We start from the raw sequence: 25,839 nt of genomic DNA on the forward strand, positions 1-25,839 counted from the left end.
TCACGGCAAACTTAATTCTATCAAGGGTTTGAATGTATTTATCCTAATTTTTTTGGGTGGTGTGCCACTCACAATTAAAGTTGCTTGCCAATAAACCGACACATGAATATCACCGTAACTTTTTTAGATTTTTTACAGTCATATATGTAAGCGGTAACCACAAGCAGAGCTAATAGATGGCAGCATCGGGCTAGGAAAACATTTAACCCTGTACTCTGATCGCTTTTGGTACTGTCTCAATCAATTGTAGTTAATGGTGCTATACCAATCTCATAAAAAATTATGAAAGTCAACCTTGCTAATCTACCAACTTGCAAACCCGAATCAGAAACACAAGTTTCTAGTACTGAATTTTCCCCAATATCTCATGATTCATTCGTAAAACTACTGTGTCAGGAAATACAGCCTCAAGTTAAGGTCGGATCTCATAAAGGTGTAGAAGCTTTAGCCAAGCGCATCGCTTACGAAGTAGAACGTATATGTACAAAAAGCTCTCGAATTCAAACTTCAGGTGAAATCAGTTCCTGGAAAATGACTTTGGCACGTCACAGGTTACAAAAGTGCCTGCGTTACTACAAACTCGGTTCCCAAAGAGGAAGGGTAGAATTACATAGTAGCCTGGGAGCGATGGTTTACCGGCATATTTCTACTCCCAATGGTCATCTCAGCTTTGATGGACGTTACAACTTAATAGAAGATTTTTTACAAGCGTTCTATATCGAAGCAATTAAAGCCTTCCGGAGAGAAAATGAACTTCCTGAAGATTACACTCCCCGGACTCGCTTACAACTAGCGGAATATATGGCATTTACAGAACAATATGCCAAGCGTCGAATTAATTTACCCGGACGTTGTAATCAACAGTTGATTATTTTGCGTGCCCAAGGCTTTAGCCGTCGTCAGCCCCAAGAAACGACTGTAGATATTGAAATGGCTGTGGAATCGGCAAGATCGGAAGATGCAGAAGCTTATCAGCGCAATTCCGCAGTACAGCAAGTTAGAGCACAAATGGTTGCTCAATCTCAGTACGATATTGCAGAGGATGCGGAGCGCAGCCGTGTAGTTAATGAACTAGTCAAATACCTAGAGTCCCAAGGTCAACAAGATTGTATAAATTATCTTGCCCTCAAACTTCAAGATTTAAGTGCGCCGGAGATAGATCAAATTCTTGGTTTAACTAGTCGCCAAAGGGATTATTTGCAACAACGTTTCAAATATCATGTGGAAAAGTTTGCTCGCACCCATCACTGGCAATTAGTTCATCAATGGTTAGGTGCTGGACTAGAACAAAAATTAGGATTGTCTTCTAACCAATGGGATAACTTCTGGAACCAACTCTCCGAGCAACAACGGCAGATGTTCCAACTCAAGACAACTCAAGAAAGCGACCAAACTATTGCCAAAAAGCTTAAATGTACTCCTAAGCAATTACAAAAACGTTGGTCTCAGTTACTAGAACTTGCATGGAATATCCGTAACACTAGCCAGGAAGCGCTAACAAGCTAAAGCCTAATGAACTTTTATTTGCAAAACCTAAAGTAATTCATCATTTTTGGCTTTATTTCGTCGCTCATTATAGTTAGTTAAGCATGATAGCTGCCGATATTCAATCTACTTCATCTTATCTTTTCCAAATTTGGAAGGAATAGTAAAGAATTTCAAACCTTTCACAGACCGAATAATTCAAACAGAATCATCATTTGTGTGAGAAAAAAAGCTAAGAGTTGTTCCCTCAGATCTCGGATATCCAGTTAATTATTGCATTGAAAAGTTCATTTAATTCATGAGTCTTTCTCGATAGAATTAAGACATTTCTATTAATACATTTGTATCTTTGTCGAGTGCATCTGTACCATCAAAAACCGTCATTTTTAATGTTTTATAGAGATTGAAAATAGAAATGGATAATTCATATTAAGTAAAAGAAAAAAATCTGCTATTTCCGCGAAAATTTAAAATAGTCGGCATTTATAGCAGAGACCCAAAAGATGGTATTAACAAAGGGTGCACGAGCAAATAAATCTGGGATAATTTTAGAAAATCAAGTTGAGAATATATTAAGGACGTACAATTATTTCCAGATATCTCCCCATTTACCCAAAAAACAACAAAGAGAATTTATTCTCAATTCAATTCTTTTGCCCAAACGCTATGCCAAACAAGTACATATTGGGACGGGGATTTATCATACAGATATTTATGTTGATTTTTTCGTCGTTGGTTTACCTGAAATGCCTAAAGGTTTAATCATCGAATGTAAATGGCAAGAAAGTGGTGGATCTGTAGATGAAAAATTTCCTTATTTAAACTTAAACATTCAAAATTCATATCCTGCTCCAACCATCATAGTTATTGGTGGAGAAGGAATGCGAGGAGGAGCAATTGACTGGTTAAAAGCAAGAGTTAAAGATAATCACAATTTAGTTGGCGTTTATACTTTAGATCGCTTTATCGCTTGGACTAGCAAGCATATTTAGTATCAGTATTTCGCCTGATTTTCGCTGTTAATATGATGTAATTATTAACTCATCAACAGTGCCGCGTTTTTTGACATTAGAATTAATTGCCCTGTTGGCTTTAATAGGGTAAATATTGAAGTTTACTTCACTGTAAATTTGCCTAATGAATTGGCAATCAGAGTTAGATATCATAACTTTTACGCCCCGCGAAGCTAATTCAGCACAACTGTCTCGTAATCGTGTTTGTTCGATTTCACCAAAGGGATGCCTACTGTAAGCGGTAAAATAGCTAGTGTCGCTAATTGGGTGATAGGGCGGGTCTAAATATACAAAATCATCACTACCGCGAGCGCGATCTAAAATTTGCTCAAAATCCGCAACTTTCACTTCAGCATTTTTGAGTAATTCAGATGCAGAAAATAACAAATCTATCTGACAAATTTTCGGGTTATTGTATCTACCTAAAGGTACATTAAACTCGCCTTTGGAGTTAACTCGATAAAGTCCGTTAAAACAAGTCCTGTTGAGATAAATAAATCGAGCCGCAATTTCTACATCGTTTTTGCCCGGTTTTGCACGTAGATTATAATAGTAATCCTTAGAATGATAATGTTCGTGTTCTTTCAGTAACGAAATTAATTCTTGCAAGCGATCCCTGACACAGCAATAAGTAGTAATAAGATCGGGATTAATATCTGTTAATATAGATAACCTAGGCCTTAAGTAAAAAAATACGGCACCACCACCTAAAAAAGGTTCGTGATAATTGCGGTAATTGGTGGGAAAGTGCTTAATGTACTGTCCTATTAGTCTGCCTTTACCCCCAGCCCATTTAAGAAACGGACGGGGTAAAGATGGTTTATATACTTCACGTAACATTAAATTGTAATTAAATTTACCTATATTGATTATGAGAATTGGAGAATCATATATTATCTTACCGTCGTAGCATCTCATTCTCTCCATTAAGATCCTAGCTATACTTTGGTAGTTAATTAATAATTAGGATTATTAATTCCGAATGTTTTAATTTAGGTTTAAATTTAGGAAGTGGCAAGTCGTAGATTACAATAAAACTGCTGTTGGCAAATCAAACAAACAGCCGTATTGTTTAGAAAAATAAACTCTAAGTCAACATGTTTGACGGATTTTGGGACAACGTTATTCGCTATCAACGCTATTTCATCAGTACTCTGTTGGGCTTGTTGTTAAACACTTTTGCCCCTGTGATTCCACTGTTAAAACGTCCAATAACCTCAATCGCCATTGTGGGGATCTTTGTAGGTACTTTAGTTTTTTTAACTTTCACATTGCGGGCAATGCTAGGTTTAAGTACAACTTGATGAAATTTAGATTTTGGGGGCGAACGCCCCCATGTTAGTGTAACGATCCCTAAATTTAAAACTAATTTTAAAACTAAATAAAAACACTAATTGACACATATAGAGGACTATAGATACTCACTGCATCAATGGCTACATTAAAGTTTCATTAGCACCATCCAAAATCGCTATCGTTACAGGCATCATGGTGATATATTGGGAACTGGTTGTAACCCTGGCAGACTATTTAAACACTTGCACAAGTACTAAGATAGTAACTTCAACTGTCAATCATTGATATCGGTTGAGATGGAAAACAGGAAACATAACAACCAAATAGATCCATATACGGATCTACAGGTGGATGTTGCTGAAAAATACTCACTATAGTGTGTTCCAAGCAAGCTGGTTTAGTAAAAAAATCTCGCGTTATTCGCGAGGGTATTAGTGGTACAACCTCTGTTAGGAGGAATTAGTTTATGGCTACAAATCGCCGTGTATCTCGCGTCGCGGAATTAATTAAGCGAGAAGTTAGTCAATTGCTGCTTAACGGTATTAAAGACGATCGGGTAGGTAGCGGTATGGTTAGTGTCACCAATGTTGACGTTTCTGGCGACCTCCAGCATGCTAAAATCTATGTGAGCGTTTACGGAACGGAAGAAGCAAAAGCTCAAACAATGGCTGGTTTAAAATCAGCCACAGGTTTTGTTCGTAGCGAACTTGGAGCAAGAGTGCGTTTGCGTCGAACGCCGGAGGTAGTATTTATTGAAGATACTGGGATCGAACGTGGTAGTAAAGTACTGTCTATATTAAATCGTTTAGAACAAGAACGTTCGCCGAAAGATATGCCAGAGGAGAGTCAAGAAGTTGGTGAAATAAGGGAATAAATTTTAACCTGCTAATATCAGCATAGATTCTCCAAAATAGATTTTCTTGCATGTATTTTCCGACTAAATCCTGAAGTGAATTGTTACTAGTCGAACTCACCAAATAATTTTGTCGATTTGTTTAAGCTGTAAAATATAAGCTGTAGATTTGAGATTATAGAATTTAGCTATAGCCCTTTAATTACAGAATACAAGCTTCGTAATCCTACGCGTGAAATTTTAAGTCAGCTAGTAACAATTCACTTAAAGTAATTAGCAAAATATATGACAGAAACCATAAATATATATTTGCTTAAATAAAACCATAGCTGAAGGAAGTATCAGGAAATTACTTACGTAACCTTGTCGTCATATTATGTGTGCTTTCTAGGTGGTGTGAGTGCAAACTAATTAATATCCACGAGGAGAGCATATAGTTAATGGTAAACCGTTTGGAAAAACAGTTCCCATTATTTCATGATTACTATCAGCTATCAAAAATAATCAGTTATACAGCCACCAATTAGCCTTATCTAACCAAGCCAAAATTTCCATGCAGCGAAAAACGCTTCATAGTAACAAATAATGCACAGTTAACAATACTGTGCTTTTTACTTATTGCTTTTATTAAAGTATGTTGAACTTTATTCAATTCGATAAGGTTAAGCAAAGATAAACTTTTAACTATGATACCGAATACAAATACTTTAAATTTCTATGAAAGATGTAATTAATTTACACTTATCTTAACCCATAATTATATATTTATCGCTTCTTTGTATTTGAAATAAAATCACAATACTCAATAAAATTTAATATCAATTAATTAGCAAAAAAATAAGTTAGTCTTTATATCTCTAGTATATGAGTAAAACAAATTACTTTATGCCATACGTTATATTACTTGTACATTTGCACCTATTTTTCACTCCTACGCTTGTTTGTAGGGTTAGAGCAAATAACAGACAAGGATTGACCTGTATAAGGTTGCTACACTTGCTACTTCAGGGTAATATCTTGCGTAATAGCGCCAGACTTATGCAAAATTTCGTTTATTTAGTTAAGAATTTATTAATAATAAGTAATCTTAAAGCCTTATTAGTGTACGGTAGCCCTTATATCAAGAAATTATCTACATCTCTGCCAGGAATTCATATACTTACTGTATTCCTTCATAAATTAATGAATGCTATCAACCACAGTTTTAGGTACTTTTCTTACCATAGTCAGTTATTTTTTGTGAGTCACTAAAGCAACTTCCTATTATAGGCAATTCCTATCTCAAACATCAAAGAGTAACATGGCGACTTTTCAATAAATCCACAGCTATCAAAAAACTGCGTTGAGCATTCACTAAGTGCTAATTAATACTTGTTATCCAGTTACGAAACACATTCAAACAAAATGTTATGCTTTGCTGATAAAATTAACATAACTTTACATATTTTCAGGATGTATAGCGTCAAAATGAAAATAGTTCCGTATAGTAAACTACAAAAAATTAGCGGGTAGTTTATTGCGATGTCGTGATTTGTTCCTAATTATTTTGGGAACACTAAATAGGTGTTACTTTGTGAGTCAAAACAATGAGTGTAAATACGGTGCCTTCTATTTCTACTAGCTACTATTCTCTGGGGGTAATTCAAGACGAAGCACGTCGATTAGTGCAGAAGGGAGTAGTTAGTCGTCAACAGCCAATCTATACCCTGTGTCAGTACATACCTGCGAGGGAATGGGTTTGTATTGAGTGTGAATTAGAAAAGTGTGAATTTTTATTGCGCGATCGCATTGCAGACCTGATTGGTCGGGAAGTTTGGGAAAATGATTAATTGATGTGGCATCGAGCTTTGCTGTTTTGGATTGGAAGTAGACTAATTGGAGACGTAGGTTTGCAGTTATGGATTTGGAAGCAAAACGTAAATCTTGAGACTACACTGTCAAGTCCAAACCGTTCATGTTAATCTTTGATTTTAATATCCATTTTGTCGATCCAAATTTTTAACTTTCCCAGCCGTTCGGCACGATCTGAATAAAGTTTTTATCGAAAAAATTTCAATGAAATGCGATAATGCAACCTTTTGACAGTCGCTCGCGCGCTGTTTTTTCAGTTATTTGGTTGTAGTCAGTTGAATAATAACTATCTAGATCCGGAGCAATTTACGATTTCCAATTGCTCCGGTAATTTTTCTGTGGGTGAAGGGATTGGCGACTGGGGACTGGCGATTGGGTACGGTAAAGATTGATTTAGAATACAGTCTTTTTTATTATCTTCCGAGTCGCCATACAGCTAACGCCATGCTAACGCTAGTCCCTAATCCCCAACTTGTTCCAAATACTGATTTAAATCTTCAATAACCCGGGTCAATTCGGCTTCTGTAGACAGACGAAGGTTAGAGTCACGGATAGTTAGCAGAACTTTGGCTGCAAAAGGACTAGCCCAAATATTAGGGTTACAAAAAACTTCTAAAAATACTTCTTCTCCTTTATGGCGGTATTCCATAGGTTTTTGAGGGTTGGGTTTACCACTGCTGGGAGTTGTTTTACTTGCGACAGCCTTAAGACGATTCATCAACTCATCGATTGATGCTTTCAATTCTCGTGCTGCGGTTGGTGAGAAGCTGAAGGAAACAGAACCTTCAGTTAGATTTAATGTCAAATTAGCTGAGGACATAGGAGCTATAACTAATAGTTCTAAATGGAAAGTTTGACAATGTCCTCAAGCTTTTATTTAGGGTGACCTTGAGGAACTTGGTTTTGCTCTTATCTGTGAAAGACAAGTGGTTAAAGCTGTTCGGAAACGCCTAAGTCTATTACTTGAGAACTCATCATATTACTGGAATATTGTACGGGAATATTTCCTTAGCGCTTGTAATCAAAAATTAAGTATATAAATTGCAAAATTAAGAAGTTAGGATTCTAAATCCAATGAGCACAAAATCTACTCTGCAAACAAAGTCTATTATCTGTTATCTGTAATAGTAGTAACTACGTAGCAGTTGAAACGCTTCCTATTTTCTGGAGTCTCATGAGCCCAATTGACCTGGATTTACTTTTTAATGCAATTAGTATTGTCAATCCTTTGATTAAAGATAAATTTCAGCGTAATGAGACTGTAATTAAATTACTTCAACAATTTAATCTCGATTCAGAACATCCACCTGCTGATTTTAGTGGGGTTTATACCTATACCCTTGTAGAGTATGGTGTTGGGAAGCCTAAACCTGTTTTAGAACTGTTCCGTAAAGAAGAAATTAAAAAAGCCTTTCGCCAAGCATTCGATCGCAATAACGCTTCAATATTGCTCTTGGAAGTCGATCATTTTATTGATAGTTATGCTTTAGGTGATGAAATTAAAGATTTAAGAATTGATCTTAGGCGGGAAATTGCAGCGTTTTACATTATCTTTTCCGAAGTTGTTAAACGTACTCGCAACCCAGCAGATACAATGATGAGTCAGCAAATTGGCTCTTTGCACAGAAGTATCACCGACATCCAAGAACAACTTAAGCAAATACCAACTCTCGAAGGTATTCGTACAGAAATCGCACGTTTAGCATTACCCGAAAATGTAGAGACGTTACATGTAACGTCTCTACAAGACGAAAATAAATGTCGTGCTGTAGCGTTAGCACAAAAAATGCGCGGTTGGTTTGAAACTTTGGGTTATGACTTTGAAAAATATGAGGTTCGGGCGGAAGAATATTTCGAGTTGATTATCGACATTCCGGTGAGACGTAGCTTTGACCGGATCCTAGTGCGTGGGATCGCAGGTGAGGTAGGGTTAAGTGATGTAATTGCGTTGCGTCAGTCAGTACAGGAGCAAAAAACTGATGAAGGTTGGTTGGTTACCACCCGGCGAATTTCCCGAGCAGCACGGGATGAAATTAAAAAGAATGAAAATCGCGATCTGGATTGTTATACCTTTGACGAACTGATCGACCTTGATGCTGATTTTAGCGGTTATCTAAAGTGGTTGGAAGCAGAAATTAAACGCCGGGAAATTGATACTAAATATGTACCACTAGCCTGCACTAAAGAAGAAATCGATCCACTTACCAAACAACGAATAGGGGTAAGCCATTACGAGGAAGAAGACGGCTGGATTGATGGGTATATTGACCTTTGGCTAGACGATCCTGCAAAAGAACATATTTCTATTTTGGGGGAATTCGGTACTGGTAAAACTTGGTTTGCTTTCCACTATGCTTGGATCGCATTACAAAGTTACAAGAAGGCTAAAGATCGTGGTTTGGAACGCCCCCGCTTACCCGTCGTAATTACCCTGCGGGATTTTGCTAAAGCTTTAGATGTGGAAAATGTTTTAGCAGGGTTCTTTTTTACTCAGCATAATATCCGCATAAATAGCGATGTGTTTGACCAACTCAACCGCATGGGTAAGTTGCTACTGATTTTTGATGGTTTCGATGAAATGGCGGCTAAAGTCAATCGCCAGCAGATGATAAATAACTTTTGGGAACTAGCGAAAGTTGTGGTTCCCGGTGCAAAAGTGATTCTTACTTGTCGTACAGAACACTTTCCTGAAGCTCAAGAAGGAAGGGCTTTATTAAATGCTGAATTACAAGCCTCAACTGCTAATTTAACTGGCGAAACACCCCAATTTGAAGTTTTAGAACTGGAGAAGTTCAATGAAGAACAAATTAAACAGGTTTTATCTTTCCAGGTTGAGAGTTCAATAGTTGAGCAAGTGATGGGTAGTTCTCAACTATTAGATTTGGCTCGTCGTCCTGTGATGACTGATTTAATTTTGGAAGCTTTACCAGATATTGAAGCGGGTAAAAAATTAGATATATCCCGTGTTTATTTGTATGCAGTCCGGCGAAAGATGGAACGGGATATTAAAGCAGAACGGACTTTTACTTCCTTAGCAGAGAAACTATATTTTTTGTGCGAACTGTCTTGGGAAATGCTTTCCACCGATCAAATGAGCTTGAATTATAAATTATTTCCCGATCGCATTCGCCGCTTATTTGGTTCCATAGTCCAAGAACAAACCGATTTAGACCATTGGCATTATGACATGATGGGGCAAACAATGCTGATTCGTAATGCTAATGGGGATTATACTCCCGCTCATCGTTCGTTATTAGAGTTTTTTGTCGCGTATAAGTTTGCGGCTGAGTTGGGTGCTTTAGCTGATGATTTTACTGAATTAGCCCGAGCACAGTCTTGTTTAGATGGGAGCGCAGAAGGTATTGAGTATAGTTGGTCTAGTTATTTCTCGCGTCAGTTAGATGAAACAGGACGAAGTATTGCAATCCCGGCGCTAAAGGGATTTACTAGCGAACCTTTAGAGAAGTTAAAAGAAACTTTTGGGCGATCGCCACTCACCAAAGCGGTGATAGATTTGATGTTGGGGATAGTCGATGATAATGACGCACTAATTAAAGTTATTGAAACAACGCGGGGGAGAAGTGAAGATGAGGTTGGTTATGTTGGTGGGAATGCGGCGACTTTGGTGGTAAAGCTGGATAAAACAGCTTTGGAAGGAAAAGATTTTTCCGGTGGGGTAATTAAACATGCGGATTTTTCTAATTCCAGCTTAAGACGCGTTAATTTTTCAAAAGCAAATTTAACTGACTCGATTTTTGCAAAATTTTTAGGACGTGTTTGGTCAATTGAATTTAGTCCTGCTAGCGCAGTTTCTCCTGATGGGACTGGTGAAATTTTAGCAACTAGCGATAATAACGGTGTCATCAACTTGTGGGAAACTTCAAGTGGTAAAGAAGTTTTGAGTTTAAAAGGACACAGTCGCGGTGTAGACTGCGTTGTTTTTAGCCCAGACGGTCAAATACTGGCTAGTGGAAGTCGCGACAATACAATGAGATTATGGAACGTCAAAACAGGTGAGTGCTTCAAGGTTTTTGAACACGGACATAAAGAATGGGTTAAATCACTTGTTTTTAGTCCAGATGGTAGATTCTTTGCTAGTGGGAGTCACGACTACACTGTAAAACTATGGGATACTCGCACATATGAATGCTTACAAGTTTTCCAAGGTCATACTGATCGGGTACGTTCCATTGCTTTTAGTGCAGACGGTGAAATTTTAATTAGTGGTAGTTACGATGGAACAATTCGCCAATGGGATCCCCACACTGGTGAATGTGTGAGAATCTTCGACGGACATAGTGGTAAAGTAACCTCAGTTGCCTTTCATCCCCAAGCTTCAATTTTTGTTAGTGGTAGTCACGACCGCACTATAAAGATATGGGATGCTCTTTGCGGTCAATGCTTGAGAACTTTGCGAGGACATACTCATATCGTTAGTATGATCGCACTGAGTCCTGTTAGTGCAGCGTTCCCACAGGGGATTGGTAAGACTATTATCAGTGGTAGTCACGATAAGACTGCTAAATTGTGGGATATAAACACAGGGAAATGCTTAAAAACCTTTGAGGGTGATGGTAGCAGAGTTGTTTCCGTCAAATTTAATCCTGATGGTAAAACTATTGCTACTGGGAGTGCAAAGCAAGCAGTAAGAATACTGGATGTAGTAACAGGTGAATGTATAAGAACTTTACAGGGACAAAGTTATTGGATCCGTTCAATTACCTTTAGCCATGACGGTAAAACAATCTTTAGTGGTAGCAACTACGAAGTTATACGCCAGTGGGATATTAATACAGGTAAATGTATCAAAACTTTAGAAGGACATACAGGTTCTGTCAGTTCAATTGTGCTTAGTCCAGATGGTATGTTGCTTGCTAGCTGTAGCGATGACGAAACAATTAAAATTTGGCATCTAGATCGCGACAAATGCATTAAAACATTACGAGGACATCAAAATTGGGTAAATTCAGTTGCATTTAGTCCTAATGGTCAAATTATTGCAAGTGGAAGTAACGACAAAACTATTAGACTATGGGATGTAGCGACAGGTGAATGTCTCCAAGTTTTACAGGGTCACCTCAGCAGTATCAGGTCAGTCATTTTTAGTTACGATGCTCAGATACTGGTAAGTGCAAGTGATGACAAAACTATCAGACTGTGGAATACATCTACAGGAAAATGCTTCAAAATTCTTCAAGGACATACTGATTGGGTGCAGTCAGTAGCTTTTAGTTCCATTAGTACTAAAGGTCTTGGGGAAAATAAGACAAAACTTGTTAGTTGCAGTAGCGATCGCACAATTAGAATTTGGGATATTTCCAGTGGTGAGTGTCTTAAAATTCTGCAAGGACATGACTATGCAGTTTTTGCAGTTGCGTTTAGCCCAGACGGTCGAACCGTTGTCAGTGCTAGTCGGGATCAAACACTTAGAGTATGGGATATTAACAGTGGCAGATGTTTGCAAGTCCTGCGGGGACATACCAACTCAGTAATTTCTGTTGCATTTAACCATGATGGTAGTCTTATAGCCTCATCGAGTGGAGATGACAGCATAAAAATTTGGGATTTTAAAACAGGTAATTGCATCAAAACATTGAAAAGTGAAAAAACCTGCTTTGAAATGAATATCACTGGCGTCAAAGGTTTAAGCGAAGCCGAAAAATCTACCCTCAAAGCTTTAGGTGCGGTGGAAGAAGTTGAGTAAATTGTTTGATATTTCCCCTACTCTGTCCATTTCCTCTACTCCCTAACTAGCAAATAAATTTATTCTCATGACAAACAATTAACAATTTTCAGTGAGAATCTTGATGTATTTTGATCTGTTCGTAAAGACTAGCAACGGTTTCTTTGTCAAAAACCTTATCTTTCAATTGGAGATAATCTCCCTTACCTAGTTTACAAGCTGACCAAAATTTTAATACTTTTGATGGTTCCAAATGTGTTATCAAAACTTCCATTGCTTCTTGTAAAACCTGCTGTTCGTTCATTACTTTAATTGTCATCTTCTATCTCCAAAATAAAATCTGTTGGATTGATAACCTGAAGTGTCAATCCTCTACAACGGTTAATTAGTCTTTTGTCGCAAGTGATGAAATAATCACTCTTAGATGCTTCAGCACAGGCTACGTGAAGTGCGTCAATTGCTTTAACTCCTTGTTTTTCTAGTTCCTGTGCTCTTTCCCTGGTAGTTTCGTTCACTTCTTGTTTGATTGTTGCTATTTGTAAATAGCGCTTCATCGTTTGTTGATTAACTAAAACAGAGTTACGGCTATTTTCGTATTCTAAAACTGATGAATTGACTAGTTCTATTAATTTAGCTTCGACCATTTGCAAAATTAAAATTACTGCTTGGGTTTCCAAAAATATTTTTGGCTGTGTTTGATCATCAAAAGGACGATTATAAATACTAGTATCTAGATAAACTTTGGTCATCATATAGTACCTATCATTTTATCCACTTCCTTCACCCTGCTCCTTCTTGATAGGAGTTTAAGTCATAAAGTGTCATAAATTGAGGTACAGATGAGAGATTGTCCGCAGTCAGCACTTATTTCTTTCGTTCAAGAAAACAAGAATTTATGCGATAAACGCCGTACAGAGCTTTTGCGTTCGCATCGCTTGTTACTTTGAAAGAACAAGAAGAATTTACAAAAGCTTTCAAATCTTGCTTAAGTTCAAAACATTACAGAAAAATGTGTGTATAAATATAACCTAAGATACAAAAAATAAGCTCCAGAGTGTAAAAATCAAGAAACACTACTGGCAGTCAATGCGATAACAATATAAATTAAGATATTAATCTGCTGCTACAATCCAGATAATTTTAGTGACAATTTAGTAACAAAATCTACCCGACTGGTATGAGAGAAACTATCCTAGATGTCCGCGACCTACAAGTGGAGTTTAAAAGCGATCGCAACATTGTTAAAGCAGTAGATCGTGTTGGATTCGAACTGCATCGTGGCGAAACCCTAGGAATAGTAGGGGAATCGGGTAGTGGAAAATCAGTTACATCCTTGGCGGTAATGGGTTTGATACAAGATCCAGGGAGAATAGCAGGCGGTGAAATTTGGTTTAACCCCCAAGAAGATGGTACGCCAATCAATCTGCTAGATTTACCTCCCGAAGAAATGCAATTATACCGGGGTGGGGACATTGCAATGATTTTCCAAGAACCAATGAGTTCCCTTAACCCAGTATTTACCATTGGTTTTCAACTGATTGAAGCAATTACCAGACATCAAAACATTTCTCCCCAAGCTGCACAACAAAAGGTAATAGAAAGTCTGCAAGAGGTAAAATTACTTCCCAGTGATGAAAAAATCACTCAACAATATATTGATGAAGGTATATCAGCCGAAGACACTCGCAGATTAGCCCAGTTAGTACAGCAACATAAAGAATCAATTCTCGAACGCTATCCCCATCAACTTTCTGGGGGTCAATTACAACGGGTAATGATTGCAATGGCGATTTCTTGTAATCCAATGTTGCTAATTGCTGACGAACCAACCACCGCCTTAGATGTAACAGTACAAGCAACAATTGTTGAACTATTGCGGGAATTACAGATACGTCGCAACATGGCGATGATTTTTATTAGCCACGATTTAGGATTGATTGCTGAAGTCGCCGATCGCGTTGCAGTTATGTACCGGGGAAAAATTGTCGAATCCGGTGCAGCAAGGGAAATTTTTACCGATCCCCAACATCCTTATACCAAAGGTTTAGTTGCTTGTCGCCCCACATTAGATCGTCATCCCCAGAAACTACTGACCGTTGCTGACTACATGACTGTTGAGGAAACAGCCACAGGGGAAGTGGTGATTAATCCCAAGGAACCCCCAAAAGAATTGGAAGTAACATCAGCAGAAATAGAGCAAAGACGAGCAGAATTAGAAAGAAAACCAACCGTCCTTCAAGTAAAAGATCTCACAGTTGGTTTTCCTGTGAAGGGAATATTTGGTGGTACAAAACGCCATTTTATGGCAGTTGATGGGGTTTCTTTTGATGTCAAACAAGGAGAAACCTTGGGTTTAGTAGGGGAATCAGGTTGCGGTAAAACCACCCTGGGTAGGACTTTATTACAATTAGTCAAACCAATGGGGGGTCAAGTTCTTTTTGAAGGTCGGAACATTACTGATATTAAGAAAAAATCCTTGCAGCAATTGCGACGGGAAATGCAAATTGTGTTCCAGAATCCCTTCAGTTCCTTGAACCCGCGTTTAAAAGTGGGAGATATTGTCATGGAACCTTTAGTGATTCATTCAGTTGGTAAAACCAAGCAAAAGCGGCGAGAACGTGCTATTTATCTTTTAGAAAGAGTGGGTTTAGATGCGGGAGCAATGAATCGTTATCCCCATCAGTTTTCTGGAGGACAGCGTCAGCGGGTTTGTATTGCTCGTTCCTTAGCATTAAATCCCAAATTTATTATCTGTGATGAATCCGTATCAGCCCTTGATGTATCAGTTCAAGCACAGGTACTAAATTTACTTAAGGAACTGCAAGAAGAATTTAATTTAACCTACATATTTATTTCCCACGATTTGAGCGTCGTTAAATTTATGAGCGATCGCATTTTGGTAATGAACCAAGGTCAAATCGTCGAACGAGGTGTAGCAGAGGAAATATATCGCAATCCCAAAAAAGAATATACCCGCAATTTAATTGCTTCGATTCCTACAGGTTCTCCAGAGAGAATGCGACAGCGTCTTCCTAAAACTCTACCTCAATTAAAAGATGAACTTTTAGGATTAGTCCAAGGAAATTCCGCTACAGTCCAAAATTTAATAGAAGCTCAAAAAAGCAAAACCCCAGACGAATCAGAAGAATGGATTTTGCAAAAAGTTATCCAGGATTTAATTAGAGACAGAAATTAGGTTCAGTTAACAGTTAATGCGCAATACTTACAGTACGCTTACGCTAGGTCGCGCACGCAATACCTACGGTACGCTTCCGCTAGGCGCTAACAGTTAACAGTTAACAGTTATCATTTAACCAATAACCCTAACTACCCGATCCCCAACCCCCTAATTATTCTGCAAATTAATATCTCGAATTGGGAACGGAATATTAATTCCTTCTTGAAGATAACGTTTGTGTAATTTTTTGATAAATAAATGTTTTGCTTCCCTTTGGCTGAGAAACTCGCTTACAGGAATATAAACTTTATAATCAATACTAAAATCATTAAATGTATGAAATAAAATGAAAGGCTCTCTTTCAGTTATATCTGGCGATATTTCCTGCATTACTTCTTTAGCTACATCTACAGTAATCCGCTCTACTCTTTCCAAATCGCTACTATAGCTAACTCCTACGTCCATTGTTACTGTAAGTTGTTTGATCGGTAAATGATAATTAGTAAATATTGCTGAACCCAACTGAGAATTAGGAATAATCACTACATTATTTGCCAGACTTTTAATAGTAGTAGTTCGCCATGTAATATCTGTGATATATCCTTCTTGAGCATCTTGTAATTTGATATAGTCTCCAGTTTTAACTTGCTTGGAAAGAATCAAATAAAAGCCAGCAAATAAATTTGCTAAAGTATCTTGCAGAGCCAAGCCTACTGCTAAACCACCAATTCCTAAGGTTGTAACAATTGCAGCAATTTCAATTCCTATGGTTTGTAATATAATTAAAATTCCTAAAACCAAAACAACAGTTTTAGCAAGGTTAGAAATTAAAGAAGCAGAAATGCCTTCTTTTCTTTGAATAAATAGATTGACAAACCCAGAAGTTAGTCTGGCAGAAACTAAGGTAATTGAAAATAAGAAAATTACAGTGATAAACTTTTGTAGTGCCTCTGTGACATCTGGTTTTAACTGATAGGTGATAATCGCTGCAAATAAACCTGCCAGAAATAACCAAGTAAAAGTCATTCGATGCAAGGATGAAATAATAATATCACTACCTGGTATTTGCTTGCTGATGACAATATTTCTGACCTTACTGAAAACGATTTTTTCACCAATTAATCCAGCAAATAAACCAATTAGAATACATGCAACTGGCACAATCCATTGCATCGTCATAAAAAATCCTATTTATTACAATCAAAATTAATTTATCAAAACCTGTGTTGTTTTATAGTGTTTCAAACATCACACTGAAAACTAAATGAAATTTTAAATACAAAAATTCTTTGTCTGGCTTGCACTTCAACGTTCCATAATTTAAGCATGGACTTGCCAATCATTTATCACCCGGACTACGTTACCCCCTTACCTTCAGGACATCGCTTTCCGATGTCTAAATTTGGACAACTCTATGAACTACTTTTAAATGATGGGGTTGCAAATAGAAAACAATTCTACTCACCCGAACGTCCTGCAAAAGAATTAATTGAGCTAATTCATATCCCGGACTATGTGGAAGCATATTATCAAGGAACCTTGAACCCCAAAATGCAAAGACGTATCGGGTTACCTTGGTCACCCCAAATAGTTAATCGTACTTGCACGGCTGTTGGAGGTACAATCCTCACAGCAAAATTAGCATTGCGTCATGGTTTAGCTTGCAATACTGCAGGTGGAACTCATCACGCTTTCCCCAACTACGGTTCTGGATTTTGTATTTTTAACGATTTAGCGATCGCACCTCGGGTCTTGCAAAAATTAGGTCTTGTATCCAAAGTTTTAATTGTGGATTTGGACGTCCATCAAGGGGACGGTACAGCATTTATCTTCCAAAATGATGACAGCGTATTTACATTTTCGATGCACTGTCAAATTAACTTTCCTAGTACAAAACAACAAAGTGATTTAGATATTCCCTTGGAAGTTGGAATGGAAGATGATGATTATTTACAAACTTTAGCCAACTATCTACCAGACTTGCTCTCACAAGTAAAACCAGACTTAGTCTTATATGATGCTGGAGTCGATCCACATATTGGCGATCGCTTAGGAAAGTTAGCTTTAACTGATGCTGGTATTTTTCGTCGAGAAATGCAAGTTCTTAGTACCTGTGTTGGTGCGGGTTACCCAGTTGCTTGCGTCATTGGTGGTGGTTATGCAGATGACATGAAATCCTTAGTTTGGCGTCATTCACTTTTGCACCGAGCGGCTACAGAAGTTTATCAACAATATCGACTTTGATTTAATTGTTAGGGAACAGGGAACAGGGAACAGGGAACGGGAAATGGGGAAAGTTAATCCTAGGGTGGCGTTAAAAATAGTCTGAACAGTCACGACTACAAACTACTAATTACACAAAATTTTACTGACACTTAATATTCTTATTAAATCTAAAGACTTAGTTAACGCGACAGATGCAGTATTTCGTTACCTCCGATACAATTTAATTAATAGGAGAGTCTAGGAGAAATAAAAAAGGTGCTATCAAAAGGCTTTGAAATTGAAATGTACACTGGTACGCCTAAAGCTGATGTCGTGGGACTCTCCGACAAGATTGTCTCTGCTCTAGATGGATTTGTTCGCGAACCAGATAATCGTAATGTCGAATATATAACTGCTCCATCTATCAATTACGAACAGCAGTTATGCGCTTTGTTACGTCCTCGGATGCAATTAAGGAAATATCTTCAAAGTTTAGGGAACTATACCTTAATTCCGGGAAGTACTTTGTCACTGGTTGAGGATGATCGCTTTTTCCGTTCTGACCCAACTAATCCTTACCATAGCCACATTGAAAACGCTTACGGAACCAAAGTAGTTACCGCTAGCGTTCACATCAATATTGGGATTGACAATCCAGAAACATTAATGCGAGCTTGTCGAGTAATTCGACTTGAAGCACCTCTTTTCCTTGCTTTGAGTGCTTCATCTCCGTTTATTAAGGGAAAAGCTTCCGGTTTCCATTCCACTCGATGGGGACTTTTCCCCCAAACACCCGAACGCGTTCCCTTATTTGAAAGCCATGCTCATCATATAAATTGGGTAGAAAATCAATTAGCTGATGGAAACATGTACAATGTTCGCCACCTATGGACATCAGTAAGACCAAATGGCGATCGTCGTCCCTACGATCTCAATCGTTTAGAACTACGGATTTGCGACTTAGTTACGGACCCTATTGCTTTGTTAGCGATCGCAGCTTTTCTAGAAACCCGTCTAATACAAATTATTGATAATCCTAATCTCGATCCTTTAACGCAGTCCAAATTTTCTCCAGAAGATTTACTTACCATTACCACAAATAATGAAATTGCAGCCGCAACATCTAGTCTTGATGCTCAGTTACAACACTGGGAAGATGGTAGAAGTATAACTGCTCGAGATTGGATAACCTATCTTTATGAAGATTTGCGCATCATAGCCAAAAGGAATGGTTTTAGTTGCTTCCTTTCTCCATTATTAAAGATTTTGCAAAGTGGTAACGAAGCCCAACAGTGGTTACAACTTCATGGTGTTGGCTTTAGCGCCAGAGATGTACTTATTCAAGCAATAGATACGATGAAAGAACGGGAACTTGAACTCGAAGATAAGGTATGTTCTTCCTTAGCTGCTTGATATTGAATGCTTGAGATTGAAGCTTCAATCGTAACGATATTAAATCAACCGATGAGCAGTTAGCTTCTGTCTAACTGCTTTTTTCATTAATTTCTCTTATCTACTAAGCATTATTCTGACAGACAGTTACTGTACAGGCATATTTCAGGTTCGCGCAATACTACATTTCCCATAGAATATATTGCGAACACTTGTAAACAAATGGATTGATCCACCAAAAAATAATTCTTTGAAATAAATTTATCGAGTATTTAATCGGTTAATTACTCCCACGACCTCAAAATTTTAGTCGAGCAAAAGCCAATAAATAGTTTTTTAATATTTCCTATCCTGTATTCTTTTGTTCATTTATCGTAAATTTTCTTTACCCGAATAAACCCTAACAATACTTAGGTAATTTCAAACATCTACTTACAGCGAGGGATACTATTATTTGTTCTATTGAGTAAAAATACGCTTTTGCAAGCACTTTGAGGAAGATTTATCGTGACTTTTAAAATTCTAATCAATGCAAGTCGGTTGAGAAATATTAACAAAACCTATCAAATAACACTATCTTAAGGTAGATTACGTACTTGTCTTACATTGTTTTTCTTAATACATAAATTGATTATATATGCCCCAAGTAGTATTAGTAAATCCCTTAATTCCCCCAAATACGGGGAATATTGCTCGAACTTGTGCAGCGACCAATACACAATTACATCTAATAGGACCTTTAGGATTTGAACTCAGCGATCGTTACCTCAAAAGAGCGGGTTTAGATTACTGGGAATTTGTTAAACTGCACTATCACGAGTCATTAGAAGCTTTTCGTAGGCAACATGAAGATATAGGAGGCAGATGCCTAGGATTCAGCGTTCGCGGCAGTATTAACTATATTGAGTTTGAATTTCAGCCCAATGATTGGTTACTATTTGGCAGCGAAACTGAAGGTTTACCACCGACAGTAATTTCCGAATGTGATGCAACTATTCATATCCCAATCAGCCAAGAGGGTGTTCGCAGCTTAAATTTATCTGTAAGCGTTGCTGTAGCGTTATTTGAAGCTCGTCGCCAGTTGGGTTATCTTCAATAAATTTAATTAATCACACAAATCATCATAGTTATTGTTAATTTAAGTGTAAATACACAACAAAATTAATTAAAAAGTTTAAAATTAATCAAAGATAAAAAATATACTTACACATCACATATTGGTTGTGTAAAAAATACAAATTTGTATAGTAGTTTTCCTGACGATCGCCAAATCTGCCAGTAATACCTCAAAGCAAGTGGGCCTAATATATAAGGAATTTATATAATTCATCTGATTCAGTCTGAGGATCGAATGATATATTTTAGTGATTTCGTATTTTTCCGGACTAAGGCCAAAGAAGGGTGAAAAGTTGTCTGAGCAGGAGTTTGAGCGAACGCCCCCAGAAATTCCACTATTGTGACAATTTGGGAGCGCAAAAACTCCTGCGAATTTATACGGTTGAATTCTTAAGCAAAATCAACGTACATTCACTTTTTGAGTAGGCAAGTTAACTTGTAGAAATCTAAGGGATTACTACAGCAGGGAAACACCTCTTTTACGAAGTCTTTACATAAGCTTCCTTAGATAGCCAGTAAACTCGTCAAATATATACTTGTCTAGTTCTGGTTGGAAGGGGTAAAACAGATGAAGACATGTGTAATAGAGAGACACGATAAGATAGCGGACTGTGAAACTGATTATTCAAAAACAAAAAAATTTATTCTTGTGTTTAGGGTGTGAACTTGTCTAAAACTAGAGAAGCAGGTTAATCTTGCCTAATAATCTCTAGTGGAAGTGATCTTGATCAATTTTTATTAGCGATCTAAATCATTGACTAGTATCCGACTAGAAATCGAGGTCAGTTAAGCGCTAGCGATCATAGGAGGTCGTCTTTGAAACGAGCATTAAAGAAGAGAGCAAATGCTGTGGTTGAAAACACTGTCAGCGATGATGCCTCGATGGGGCAGATAGAGGAATTGGATAATTCCAAGGCTTGTCGTCGAGCACGTACCAAAGCCGCCATGATTGGTTTGGCTATCTCGATGGGAGCTACCAGCCTTTTGGTGACTCGACAAAGCGATCGAGCCCTGGCAGCAGAATCTGTAGGCAGCCAAAAAGCAGCCTCTTCTCTTCCTGCTGCTTCTGAGAACGATGTAAATTTTGCCCCAAGAAAAACTTCGGAGTATGGAGTTTTTCCTAATGTAAGCGTACCGGATAACCCACAGACGGTAGATATCAAGGCAATACCTGAGTGGAAAAGGCTTGGCACAAAAGGACAAATAGCGGCACTGAAGTCAGCAAAACTTCCTTTACCTAAAGTAGTTTCTTCGCAAAGTGCAGTTAAGAATACAGCTTCGCTCAAGGAAACTCTTAAAACAGCCAAGCAGCAAACAGCAGTAAAAGTCTCTGGTCAGAGTAACTTTGCTGGCGAGCAAGTCGTATCATCCAACAGTCGCCCACGGACAATAGTCCCAACGACAAGCTTGGATACAAACGTTAATGCTCAACTTAAAGCTCAACAAGAGTTTGCTATTCAACGCTTACAGGAAAAATCTAATAACCTAAGAGCAAGTTTGGCAAAGCTGCGTTCTGGGGGAACCAAGAGTCCATCTGCACTTTCCCACAACTCAGTCAAGTCATTAAACTCAACTGAAAAATCAGTCAACAGTGTTGCTCGGAATGGAAGGCAAATTTCGGATAATGTAAAAGCTTCCGAACAAGCCAAATCCATCAAAAGGTTTAACCCTGGTGTAGTTGCCAATATACCAGCACTTCCAGGTGTTGTTGCACCAAAAGAAACTCAACCTTATTCTGTTAAGTCAGGAGATACTCTAGGTGAAATAGCACAAAGTTACGGTACTTCTGTTACCGAACTTGCAAGGGTAAATAAGCTTAACGATCCAGATAAGCTACAAGTAAATCAACAGATAGTTATACCTGGTCAGCAAGATCGCATTACTACTAGTGTAACAACAATTGCTTTTAACCCTCAATTTAAATCAAACGACCACTATCATGGTGGCAAAAATAAAGCATCTACACTTGCATCAAGTAAAATTGTTGGGGTAGATCCAACTTCTACTATTGGTTCAGAATTCATCAGTAGCATAAATCAATCCTCTACCGGAGAAGCAGCTTACGGTATGGGTGGTGAAGCTACACCCCTAGTTTTCGCTGAAATGCGCTTGGCAAAAGCTAAAGCAGCAAGTGATAAAAACCCGAAGTATAATCAACGTCTTCGCAGTTTAAAAGCAGAAATCGAAAGATTGCGGGCTAAGTACCGCGCTCAAAAATCTCGTGAAGGTAAAGCATCTGAAGTGGAAGCAGTTACACTTCCCCAGAACAAAAATGCTTCAACCTCTAGAAGATACATCAAACAAAACAATAATGTATCGGTACCAATTGCTGTTCCCACAGCAGGTAGCTCAAAATTAGCTACACAAAACAATGGGGCAGTGCCCATTCCCGTACCTCAACCAAAATCAGTATCTTCGATTTACGGTAGCCGCAATAGTTCACAGTTTATTCAACGGAATAACTCAGTTGTTACTCCCAGAACGAATAATCTTTCTACACCATTACCACCTTTAGCGGCGGCTGGCAGATACTTGCCCAGACCAATCGAAAATATTCAACCCAAATCCAAAGGTTATATTTGGCCAGCGAAGGGAGTTCTTACTTCTGGATATGGTCCACGTTGGGGAAGAATGCATAAGGGTATTGATATTGCAGCTCCCACTGGAACTCCAATCCATGCTGCTGCTGCAGGTATTGTTAAAAAGGCTGGCTGGAACAGAGGTGGTTACGGCTACCTTGTAGATATTCGTCATCCAGACGGTACCATAACTCGCTATGCTCACAACAGCAAGCTTTTAGTTAAGAAGGGTCAGCAAGTACAGCAAGGACAGAAGATTTCCTTGATGGGAAGTACTGGATTTAGTACCGGTCCCCATTTGCATTTTGAAATCCGTCCAAATGGTCGGGCGAAAAACCCAATGGCTTTCTTGCCGAAAAAGAGGTAAATTTTCTCCGAATACAACTGAATAATATACCGTTCAGTTGAGGGAGTTTTTCTCCCTCATTTACTTTTTTCTCGCCAGTAATTGTAATAGATAATTAGCGAGTGATAATTTATTATCTCTTTTCCCGGTAGTCAATTTACTCTGATTTAAGGATTTATTAAAAATTTCCGTCAAGGGGTAGTCAAGAGTAGATTTGTATGATAACTTAATAATTAATGGAAAGCCTTAGTAGCTTAAGTATGGCTCAGTAGCTCAGTTGGTTAGAGTAGGGGACTCATAAGCCCTTGGTCGTCAGTTCGAGTCTGACCTGAGCCACTACAAACCTAATAAATATAAAAAAATAGTAACCGATATTTGCAGATTCTACTAATAAAGTAGGTTTAAGTATCGGTATTTTTTGTTTTCATATCTATCTACTACATCGTCTAGTACACCGTGGCGGAAATAAAGCACCCGTTTATAAAAGCTCAAAGCTAGAAAAAACAGTACTTTTACTGTGCTAACGCCCCGCTAGACTGCACCTACGGCGAACACTAACGTCCACAAGGACGCAGTCTCTTATGTCTTACAGACACGCGAAGCTAATGACTTCCGCGCAGCGGTACTAGTATTACTTGGGAAAATGGCGAATTATTTCTGCTACCGACCAAGCTTGGGCAACTGCACCTCTAGGATTATGAGGTGGATCGCCATCAAAAATTTCTGAAATCGAACCGATACAAGCTTGATTCAAAAAGCTGTCAAGTATTGGCTGCCAATCAAAAGGTAATGGTTCGTCGGGATAAAAGCGTTCCCAAGACCTAATAAAAGGTCCAATCAGCCAACTCCAAACAGTACCCTGGTGATAAGCACTATCCCGTTGAGTTGAATCCCCTACGTATCTACCAATATATTCTGGATCGTAGGGGTCAAGACTGCGCAGACCATAGGGAGTTAGCAGTCGTGACGTTGCTAATTCAAGTATCTGTTCCCCTTGTGACTGGGAAAATCCACAATGGTATAAAGAAAGTGCTAAAACTGCATTGGGACGAATTTGACTATTGCGACGGTCATCTGGCTCGATGCTATCGTACAAATATCTCAACTGGGAGTTCCAATACTTTTGTAAAGACTCTTTTACTTGTTGTGCTTGTTGACTATACCTTTGAGCTTGTTTGAGAAATTTTAAAGAATCTCCAACGTGAATTTCACTTAAACGTTTTGCCCATTGGGCAGACCAACATAAAGCCGAAAACCACAAGGCATTTACTTCTACAGGTTTACCACGTCGAGGTGTAACAGCTTTTCCTTCAACTAAAGCGTCCATCCAAGTTAATGCGACTCCACGAGCGTCCCAACTAATAAGTCCATCGGTAGAATCAACTTGGATATTATAAAGAGTACCACCAATAAAAGCTTTATATATTTGTTGTACTACTGGATACTGAGCAACTAGAAAATCCCAATCTTGGGTTGCTTCTAAATAAAGTCCCAAAGTTTCAATCCACCAAAGAGCAGCATCAATACTGTTATAAGATGGCTCCCCATCAATATCTGGAAAACCGTTTGGTATAAGCCCATGGCGACAATATCTGCCAAAAGTCTCAAGTAGTCCTTTGGCTAGTTTAAAACGCCCTGTTACTAATGTTAAACCTGGTAAAGCTATTAAAGTATCCCGTCCCCAATCATTGAACCAATGGTAGCCAGCAATGACGCTTGGTCCAGAAATAGAAGTACGATGAACAATAAATTGTTCGCTAGATCTGAGTATTTTTTGCCACAGAGTATCGCGTGGCATATATGCAGCAGGGTTAGAGTTGTTAACTAAATTTTCTTCTAATCCTCTTGGTGTCCCTTTTGACATGCTCGTTGAGCTAAATATCTGATTCAATCTACTTTCTTCGGCTTCAACGGCCTTGGAAAAAGTTTCATAATTTAGTGGGGTTTGATCGTTACTTGGAAAACCTACTTTTGCTTCTAAAGTAACTGTATCTCCTGGTTGGAGAATTACATTCAAGTAACCTGGGCTGTAAAGGTCTTCGCGATCGCCTAATCCTCGTCGCGTTTCTTCTGGGAGCCCGTAATTCCAGTACCAAACGGCTTCTGCTTGATATTCTCCTCGGGTCCAACGTAATTGCCAAGGAGTACCAAAATCCCCAGCACTAATTGATTGGAGACAGATTACCCGTTCTCCAAGAATTTGTGAAAACAGTAGATCTGAAGTTTCTTTTTGTTGATGATGAAAATTCCGATTAGCGATTAACAGGCGCAGTCTTAACACCCCAACATCATTGCCTTCATAGGAATAATGAACTAAAATTCGGTGGCAATATTGATTATTAGGGATTTTGGAAAATGATGCTTCTTCTCCTATCCCACCCGTCGGGCACAAAAAATTTTCTCCCAATCCTGAGGGCATTATCATCCGTCTGGTAAGTTGCCACTCTTTATCCCCCCAAACCCATTTTGGAACAGGATTAATCTGAAAATAACGTAATAATTCGTAACCAGTTGGTTCGATCTGACCGCTACCCCAAAAATTAGTCCCTGCAACTACAACTTCGCCCCCAATCTCCAAGCTAGCTTCCAAATGCGATAGCAGAAGTGTTCTTCCTGAGGGTGGACTAGTTGCAGCAAACAACCAACCATGATAGGTACGAGTCCTAACATCCGAAACAGTACCACTGGCAAAACCCCCTAAGCCATTGGTAAGCAACCATTCTCTTGTATCTAAATCAGCCATTTATACTCAAAATCGTTATGACTATGATATAGTCGTAACAGTTCGTAATTTAATTGTTAGTTGATGGATTAGCGAACTTTAATAGACGGATCCATCTTC

17 protein-coding genes and 1 tRNA gene are annotated in these 25,839 nt (G+C 38.4%); 12 read left to right on the top strand and 6 right to left on the bottom strand.

Annotated features, from left to right (window positions below):
- Positions 1 to 282 precede the first annotated feature (282 nt).
- Both BC008_RS12050 and BC008_RS12055 read left to right on the top strand, forming a co-directional pair.
- Complete coding sequence (locus BC008_RS12050) at positions 283 to 1,506, top strand: HetZ-related protein (RefSeq protein ID WP_027842002.1); 1,224 nt, start codon at positions 283 to 285, stop codon at positions 1,504 to 1,506.
- Positions 1,507 to 1,988: 482 nt separating this feature from the next.
- Entirely contained in the window at positions 1,989 to 2,477 is a 489-nt protein-coding gene (locus BC008_RS12055) for a PD-(D/E)XK nuclease superfamily protein (RefSeq protein ID WP_027842001.1), read from the top strand.
- A gap of 27 nt (positions 2,478 to 2,504) precedes the next feature.
- Here the strand turns inward: BC008_RS12055 and BC008_RS12060 are convergent, their stop codons facing one another.
- Positions 2,505 to 3,338 carry a DNA adenine methylase gene (locus BC008_RS12060; protein WP_027842000.1) on the bottom strand — a complete coding sequence of 278 codons (834 nt, stop codon included), beginning with the start codon at positions 3,336 to 3,338 and terminating at the stop codon, positions 2,505 to 2,507.
- 257 nt (positions 3,339 to 3,595) lie between these two features.
- Between BC008_RS12060 and BC008_RS12065 the strand changes: the two genes are divergently transcribed.
- The 3 genes from BC008_RS12065 (at position 3,596) to BC008_RS12075 (ending at position 6,476) form a co-directional block, all read left to right on the top strand.
- Positions 3,596 to 3,802, top strand: a complete 207-nt coding sequence (locus BC008_RS12065; protein WP_058183430.1) for a DUF751 family protein — start codon at positions 3,596 to 3,598, stop codon at positions 3,800 to 3,802.
- Positions 3,803 to 4,260: 458 nt separating this feature from the next.
- Positions 4,261 to 4,668, top strand: coding sequence for a 30S ribosome-binding factor RbfA (gene rbfA / locus BC008_RS12070; protein WP_027841999.1), 408 nt, complete (start codon positions 4,261 to 4,263; stop codon positions 4,666 to 4,668).
- A 1,565-nt stretch (positions 4,669 to 6,233) separates the two neighbouring features.
- A complete protein-coding gene (locus BC008_RS12075; protein WP_058183431.1) occupies positions 6,234 to 6,476 on the top strand; it encodes a DUF4327 family protein in 243 nt (80 codons plus the stop codon).
- A 482-nt stretch (positions 6,477 to 6,958) separates the two neighbouring features.
- Here BC008_RS12075 and BC008_RS12080 read toward each other — a convergent pair whose 3' ends face one another.
- A complete protein-coding gene (locus tag BC008_RS12080; protein WP_027841998.1) occupies positions 6,959 to 7,318 on the bottom strand; it encodes a hypothetical protein in 360 nt (119 codons plus the stop codon).
- A gap of 354 nt (positions 7,319 to 7,672) precedes the next feature.
- On the opposite strand from BC008_RS12080, the gene BC008_RS12085 reads away from it, so the two are divergent.
- The gene (locus BC008_RS12085) at positions 7,673 to 12,202 is read left to right on the top strand and encodes a WD40 domain-containing protein (protein WP_027841997.1); all 4,530 of its coding nucleotides are present in this window, start codon (positions 7,673 to 7,675) and stop codon (positions 12,200 to 12,202) included.
- 88 nt (positions 12,203 to 12,290) lie between these two features.
- Here BC008_RS12085 and BC008_RS12090 read toward each other — a convergent pair whose 3' ends face one another.
- Together BC008_RS12090 and BC008_RS12095 are read right to left on the bottom strand one after the other, a co-directional pair.
- Complete coding sequence (locus BC008_RS12090; protein WP_027841996.1) at positions 12,291 to 12,500, bottom strand: hypothetical protein; 210 nt, start codon at positions 12,498 to 12,500, stop codon at positions 12,291 to 12,293.
- Positions 12,490 to 12,933 carry a PIN domain-containing protein gene (locus BC008_RS12095; protein WP_235595827.1) on the bottom strand — a complete coding sequence of 148 codons (444 nt, stop codon included), beginning with the start codon at positions 12,931 to 12,933 and terminating at the stop codon, positions 12,490 to 12,492. Before BC008_RS12095 ends, BC008_RS12090 begins: the two co-directional genes overlap by 11 nt.
- A 425-nt stretch (positions 12,934 to 13,358) precedes the next feature.
- Between BC008_RS12095 and BC008_RS12100 the strand changes: the two genes are divergently transcribed.
- Positions 13,359 to 15,377, top strand: coding sequence for an ABC transporter ATP-binding protein (locus BC008_RS12100; RefSeq protein WP_082650515.1), 2,019 nt, complete (start codon positions 13,359 to 13,361; stop codon positions 15,375 to 15,377).
- A 150-nt stretch (positions 15,378 to 15,527) separates the two neighbouring features.
- Here the strand turns inward: BC008_RS12100 and BC008_RS12105 are convergent, their stop codons facing one another.
- Positions 15,528 to 16,532, bottom strand: a complete 1,005-nt coding sequence (locus BC008_RS12105) for a mechanosensitive ion channel family protein (RefSeq protein ID WP_407657042.1) — start codon at positions 16,530 to 16,532, stop codon at positions 15,528 to 15,530.
- Between the two features lie 153 nt (positions 16,533 to 16,685).
- Here BC008_RS12105 and BC008_RS12110 point away from each other — a divergent pair, with 153 nt between their 5' ends.
- From BC008_RS12110 to BC008_RS12130, 5 genes are all read left to right on the top strand, one after another.
- Complete coding sequence (locus BC008_RS12110) at positions 16,686 to 17,603, top strand: histone deacetylase family protein (RefSeq protein ID WP_027841993.1); 918 nt, start codon at positions 16,686 to 16,688, stop codon at positions 17,601 to 17,603.
- A 237-nt stretch (positions 17,604 to 17,840) separates the two neighbouring features.
- Positions 17,841 to 18,977 (top strand): glutamate--cysteine ligase, encoded by a 1,137-nt coding sequence (gene gshA, locus BC008_RS12115; RefSeq protein WP_027841992.1) that lies wholly within the window; start codon positions 17,841 to 17,843, stop codon positions 18,975 to 18,977.
- Between the two features lie 616 nt (positions 18,978 to 19,593).
- Entirely contained in the window at positions 19,594 to 20,055 is a 462-nt protein-coding gene (locus tag BC008_RS12120; protein WP_058183432.1) for a tRNA (cytidine(34)-2'-O)-methyltransferase, read from the top strand.
- Positions 20,056 to 20,888: 833 nt separating this feature from the next.
- Positions 20,889 to 23,018 (top strand): peptidoglycan DD-metalloendopeptidase family protein, encoded by a 2,130-nt coding sequence (locus tag BC008_RS12125; RefSeq protein WP_027841991.1) that lies wholly within the window; start codon positions 20,889 to 20,891, stop codon positions 23,016 to 23,018.
- A 241-nt stretch (positions 23,019 to 23,259) separates the two neighbouring features.
- A tRNA-Met gene (locus BC008_RS12130) sits at positions 23,260 to 23,333 on the top strand.
- A 295-nt stretch (positions 23,334 to 23,628) separates the two neighbouring features.
- Here the strand turns inward: BC008_RS12130 and BC008_RS12135 are convergent.
- A complete protein-coding gene (locus BC008_RS12135; RefSeq protein ID WP_027841990.1) occupies positions 23,629 to 25,740 on the bottom strand; it encodes an amylo-alpha-1,6-glucosidase in 2,112 nt (703 codons plus the stop codon).
- Positions 25,741 to 25,839 lie beyond the last annotated feature (99 nt).

Origin of the sequence: Mastigocoleus testarum BC008, from assembly GCF_001456025.1 — a bacterium.
Lineage (GTDB): Bacteria > Cyanobacteriota > Cyanobacteriia > Cyanobacteriales > Nostocaceae > Mastigocoleus > Mastigocoleus testarum.

What these genes read in the sequence shown, in the direction of transcription:
- BC008_RS12050 (WP_027842002.1), top strand. Translation starts at nt 283, where the DNA reads ATGAAAGTCAACCTTGCTAATCTACCAACTTGCAAACCCGAATCAGAA.
- BC008_RS12055 (WP_027842001.1), top strand. Translation starts at nt 1,989, where the DNA reads ATGGTATTAACAAAGGGTGCACGAGCAAATAAATCTGGGATAATTTTA.
- BC008_RS12060 (WP_027842000.1), bottom strand. Translation starts at nt 3,338, where the DNA reads ATGTTACGTGAAGTATATAAACCATCTTTACCCCGTCCGTTTCTTAAA.
- BC008_RS12065 (WP_058183430.1), top strand. Translation starts at nt 3,596, where the DNA reads ATGTTTGACGGATTTTGGGACAACGTTATTCGCTATCAACGCTATTTC.
- rbfA (WP_027841999.1), top strand. Translation starts at nt 4,261, where the DNA reads ATGGCTACAAATCGCCGTGTATCTCGCGTCGCGGAATTAATTAAGCGA.
- BC008_RS12075 (WP_058183431.1), top strand. Translation starts at nt 6,234, where the DNA reads ATGAGTGTAAATACGGTGCCTTCTATTTCTACTAGCTACTATTCTCTG.
- BC008_RS12080 (WP_027841998.1), bottom strand. Translation starts at nt 7,318, where the DNA reads ATGTCCTCAGCTAATTTGACATTAAATCTAACTGAAGGTTCTGTTTCC.
- BC008_RS12085 (WP_027841997.1), top strand. Translation starts at nt 7,673, where the DNA reads ATGAGCCCAATTGACCTGGATTTACTTTTTAATGCAATTAGTATTGTC.
- BC008_RS12090 (WP_027841996.1), bottom strand. Translation starts at nt 12,500, where the DNA reads ATGACAATTAAAGTAATGAACGAACAGCAGGTTTTACAAGAAGCAATG.
- BC008_RS12095 (WP_235595827.1), bottom strand. Translation starts at nt 12,933, where the DNA reads ATGATGACCAAAGTTTATCTAGATACTAGTATTTATAATCGTCCTTTT.
- BC008_RS12100 (WP_082650515.1), top strand. Translation starts at nt 13,359, where the DNA reads ATGAGAGAAACTATCCTAGATGTCCGCGACCTACAAGTGGAGTTTAAA.
- BC008_RS12105 (WP_407657042.1), bottom strand. Translation starts at nt 16,532, where the DNA reads ATGCAATGGATTGTGCCAGTTGCATGTATTCTAATTGGTTTATTTGCT.
- BC008_RS12110 (WP_027841993.1), top strand. Translation starts at nt 16,686, where the DNA reads ATGGACTTGCCAATCATTTATCACCCGGACTACGTTACCCCCTTACCT.
- BC008_RS12120 (WP_058183432.1), top strand. Translation starts at nt 19,594, where the DNA reads ATGCCCCAAGTAGTATTAGTAAATCCCTTAATTCCCCCAAATACGGGG.
- BC008_RS12135 (WP_027841990.1), bottom strand. Translation starts at nt 25,740, where the DNA reads ATGGCTGATTTAGATACAAGAGAATGGTTGCTTACCAATGGCTTAGGG.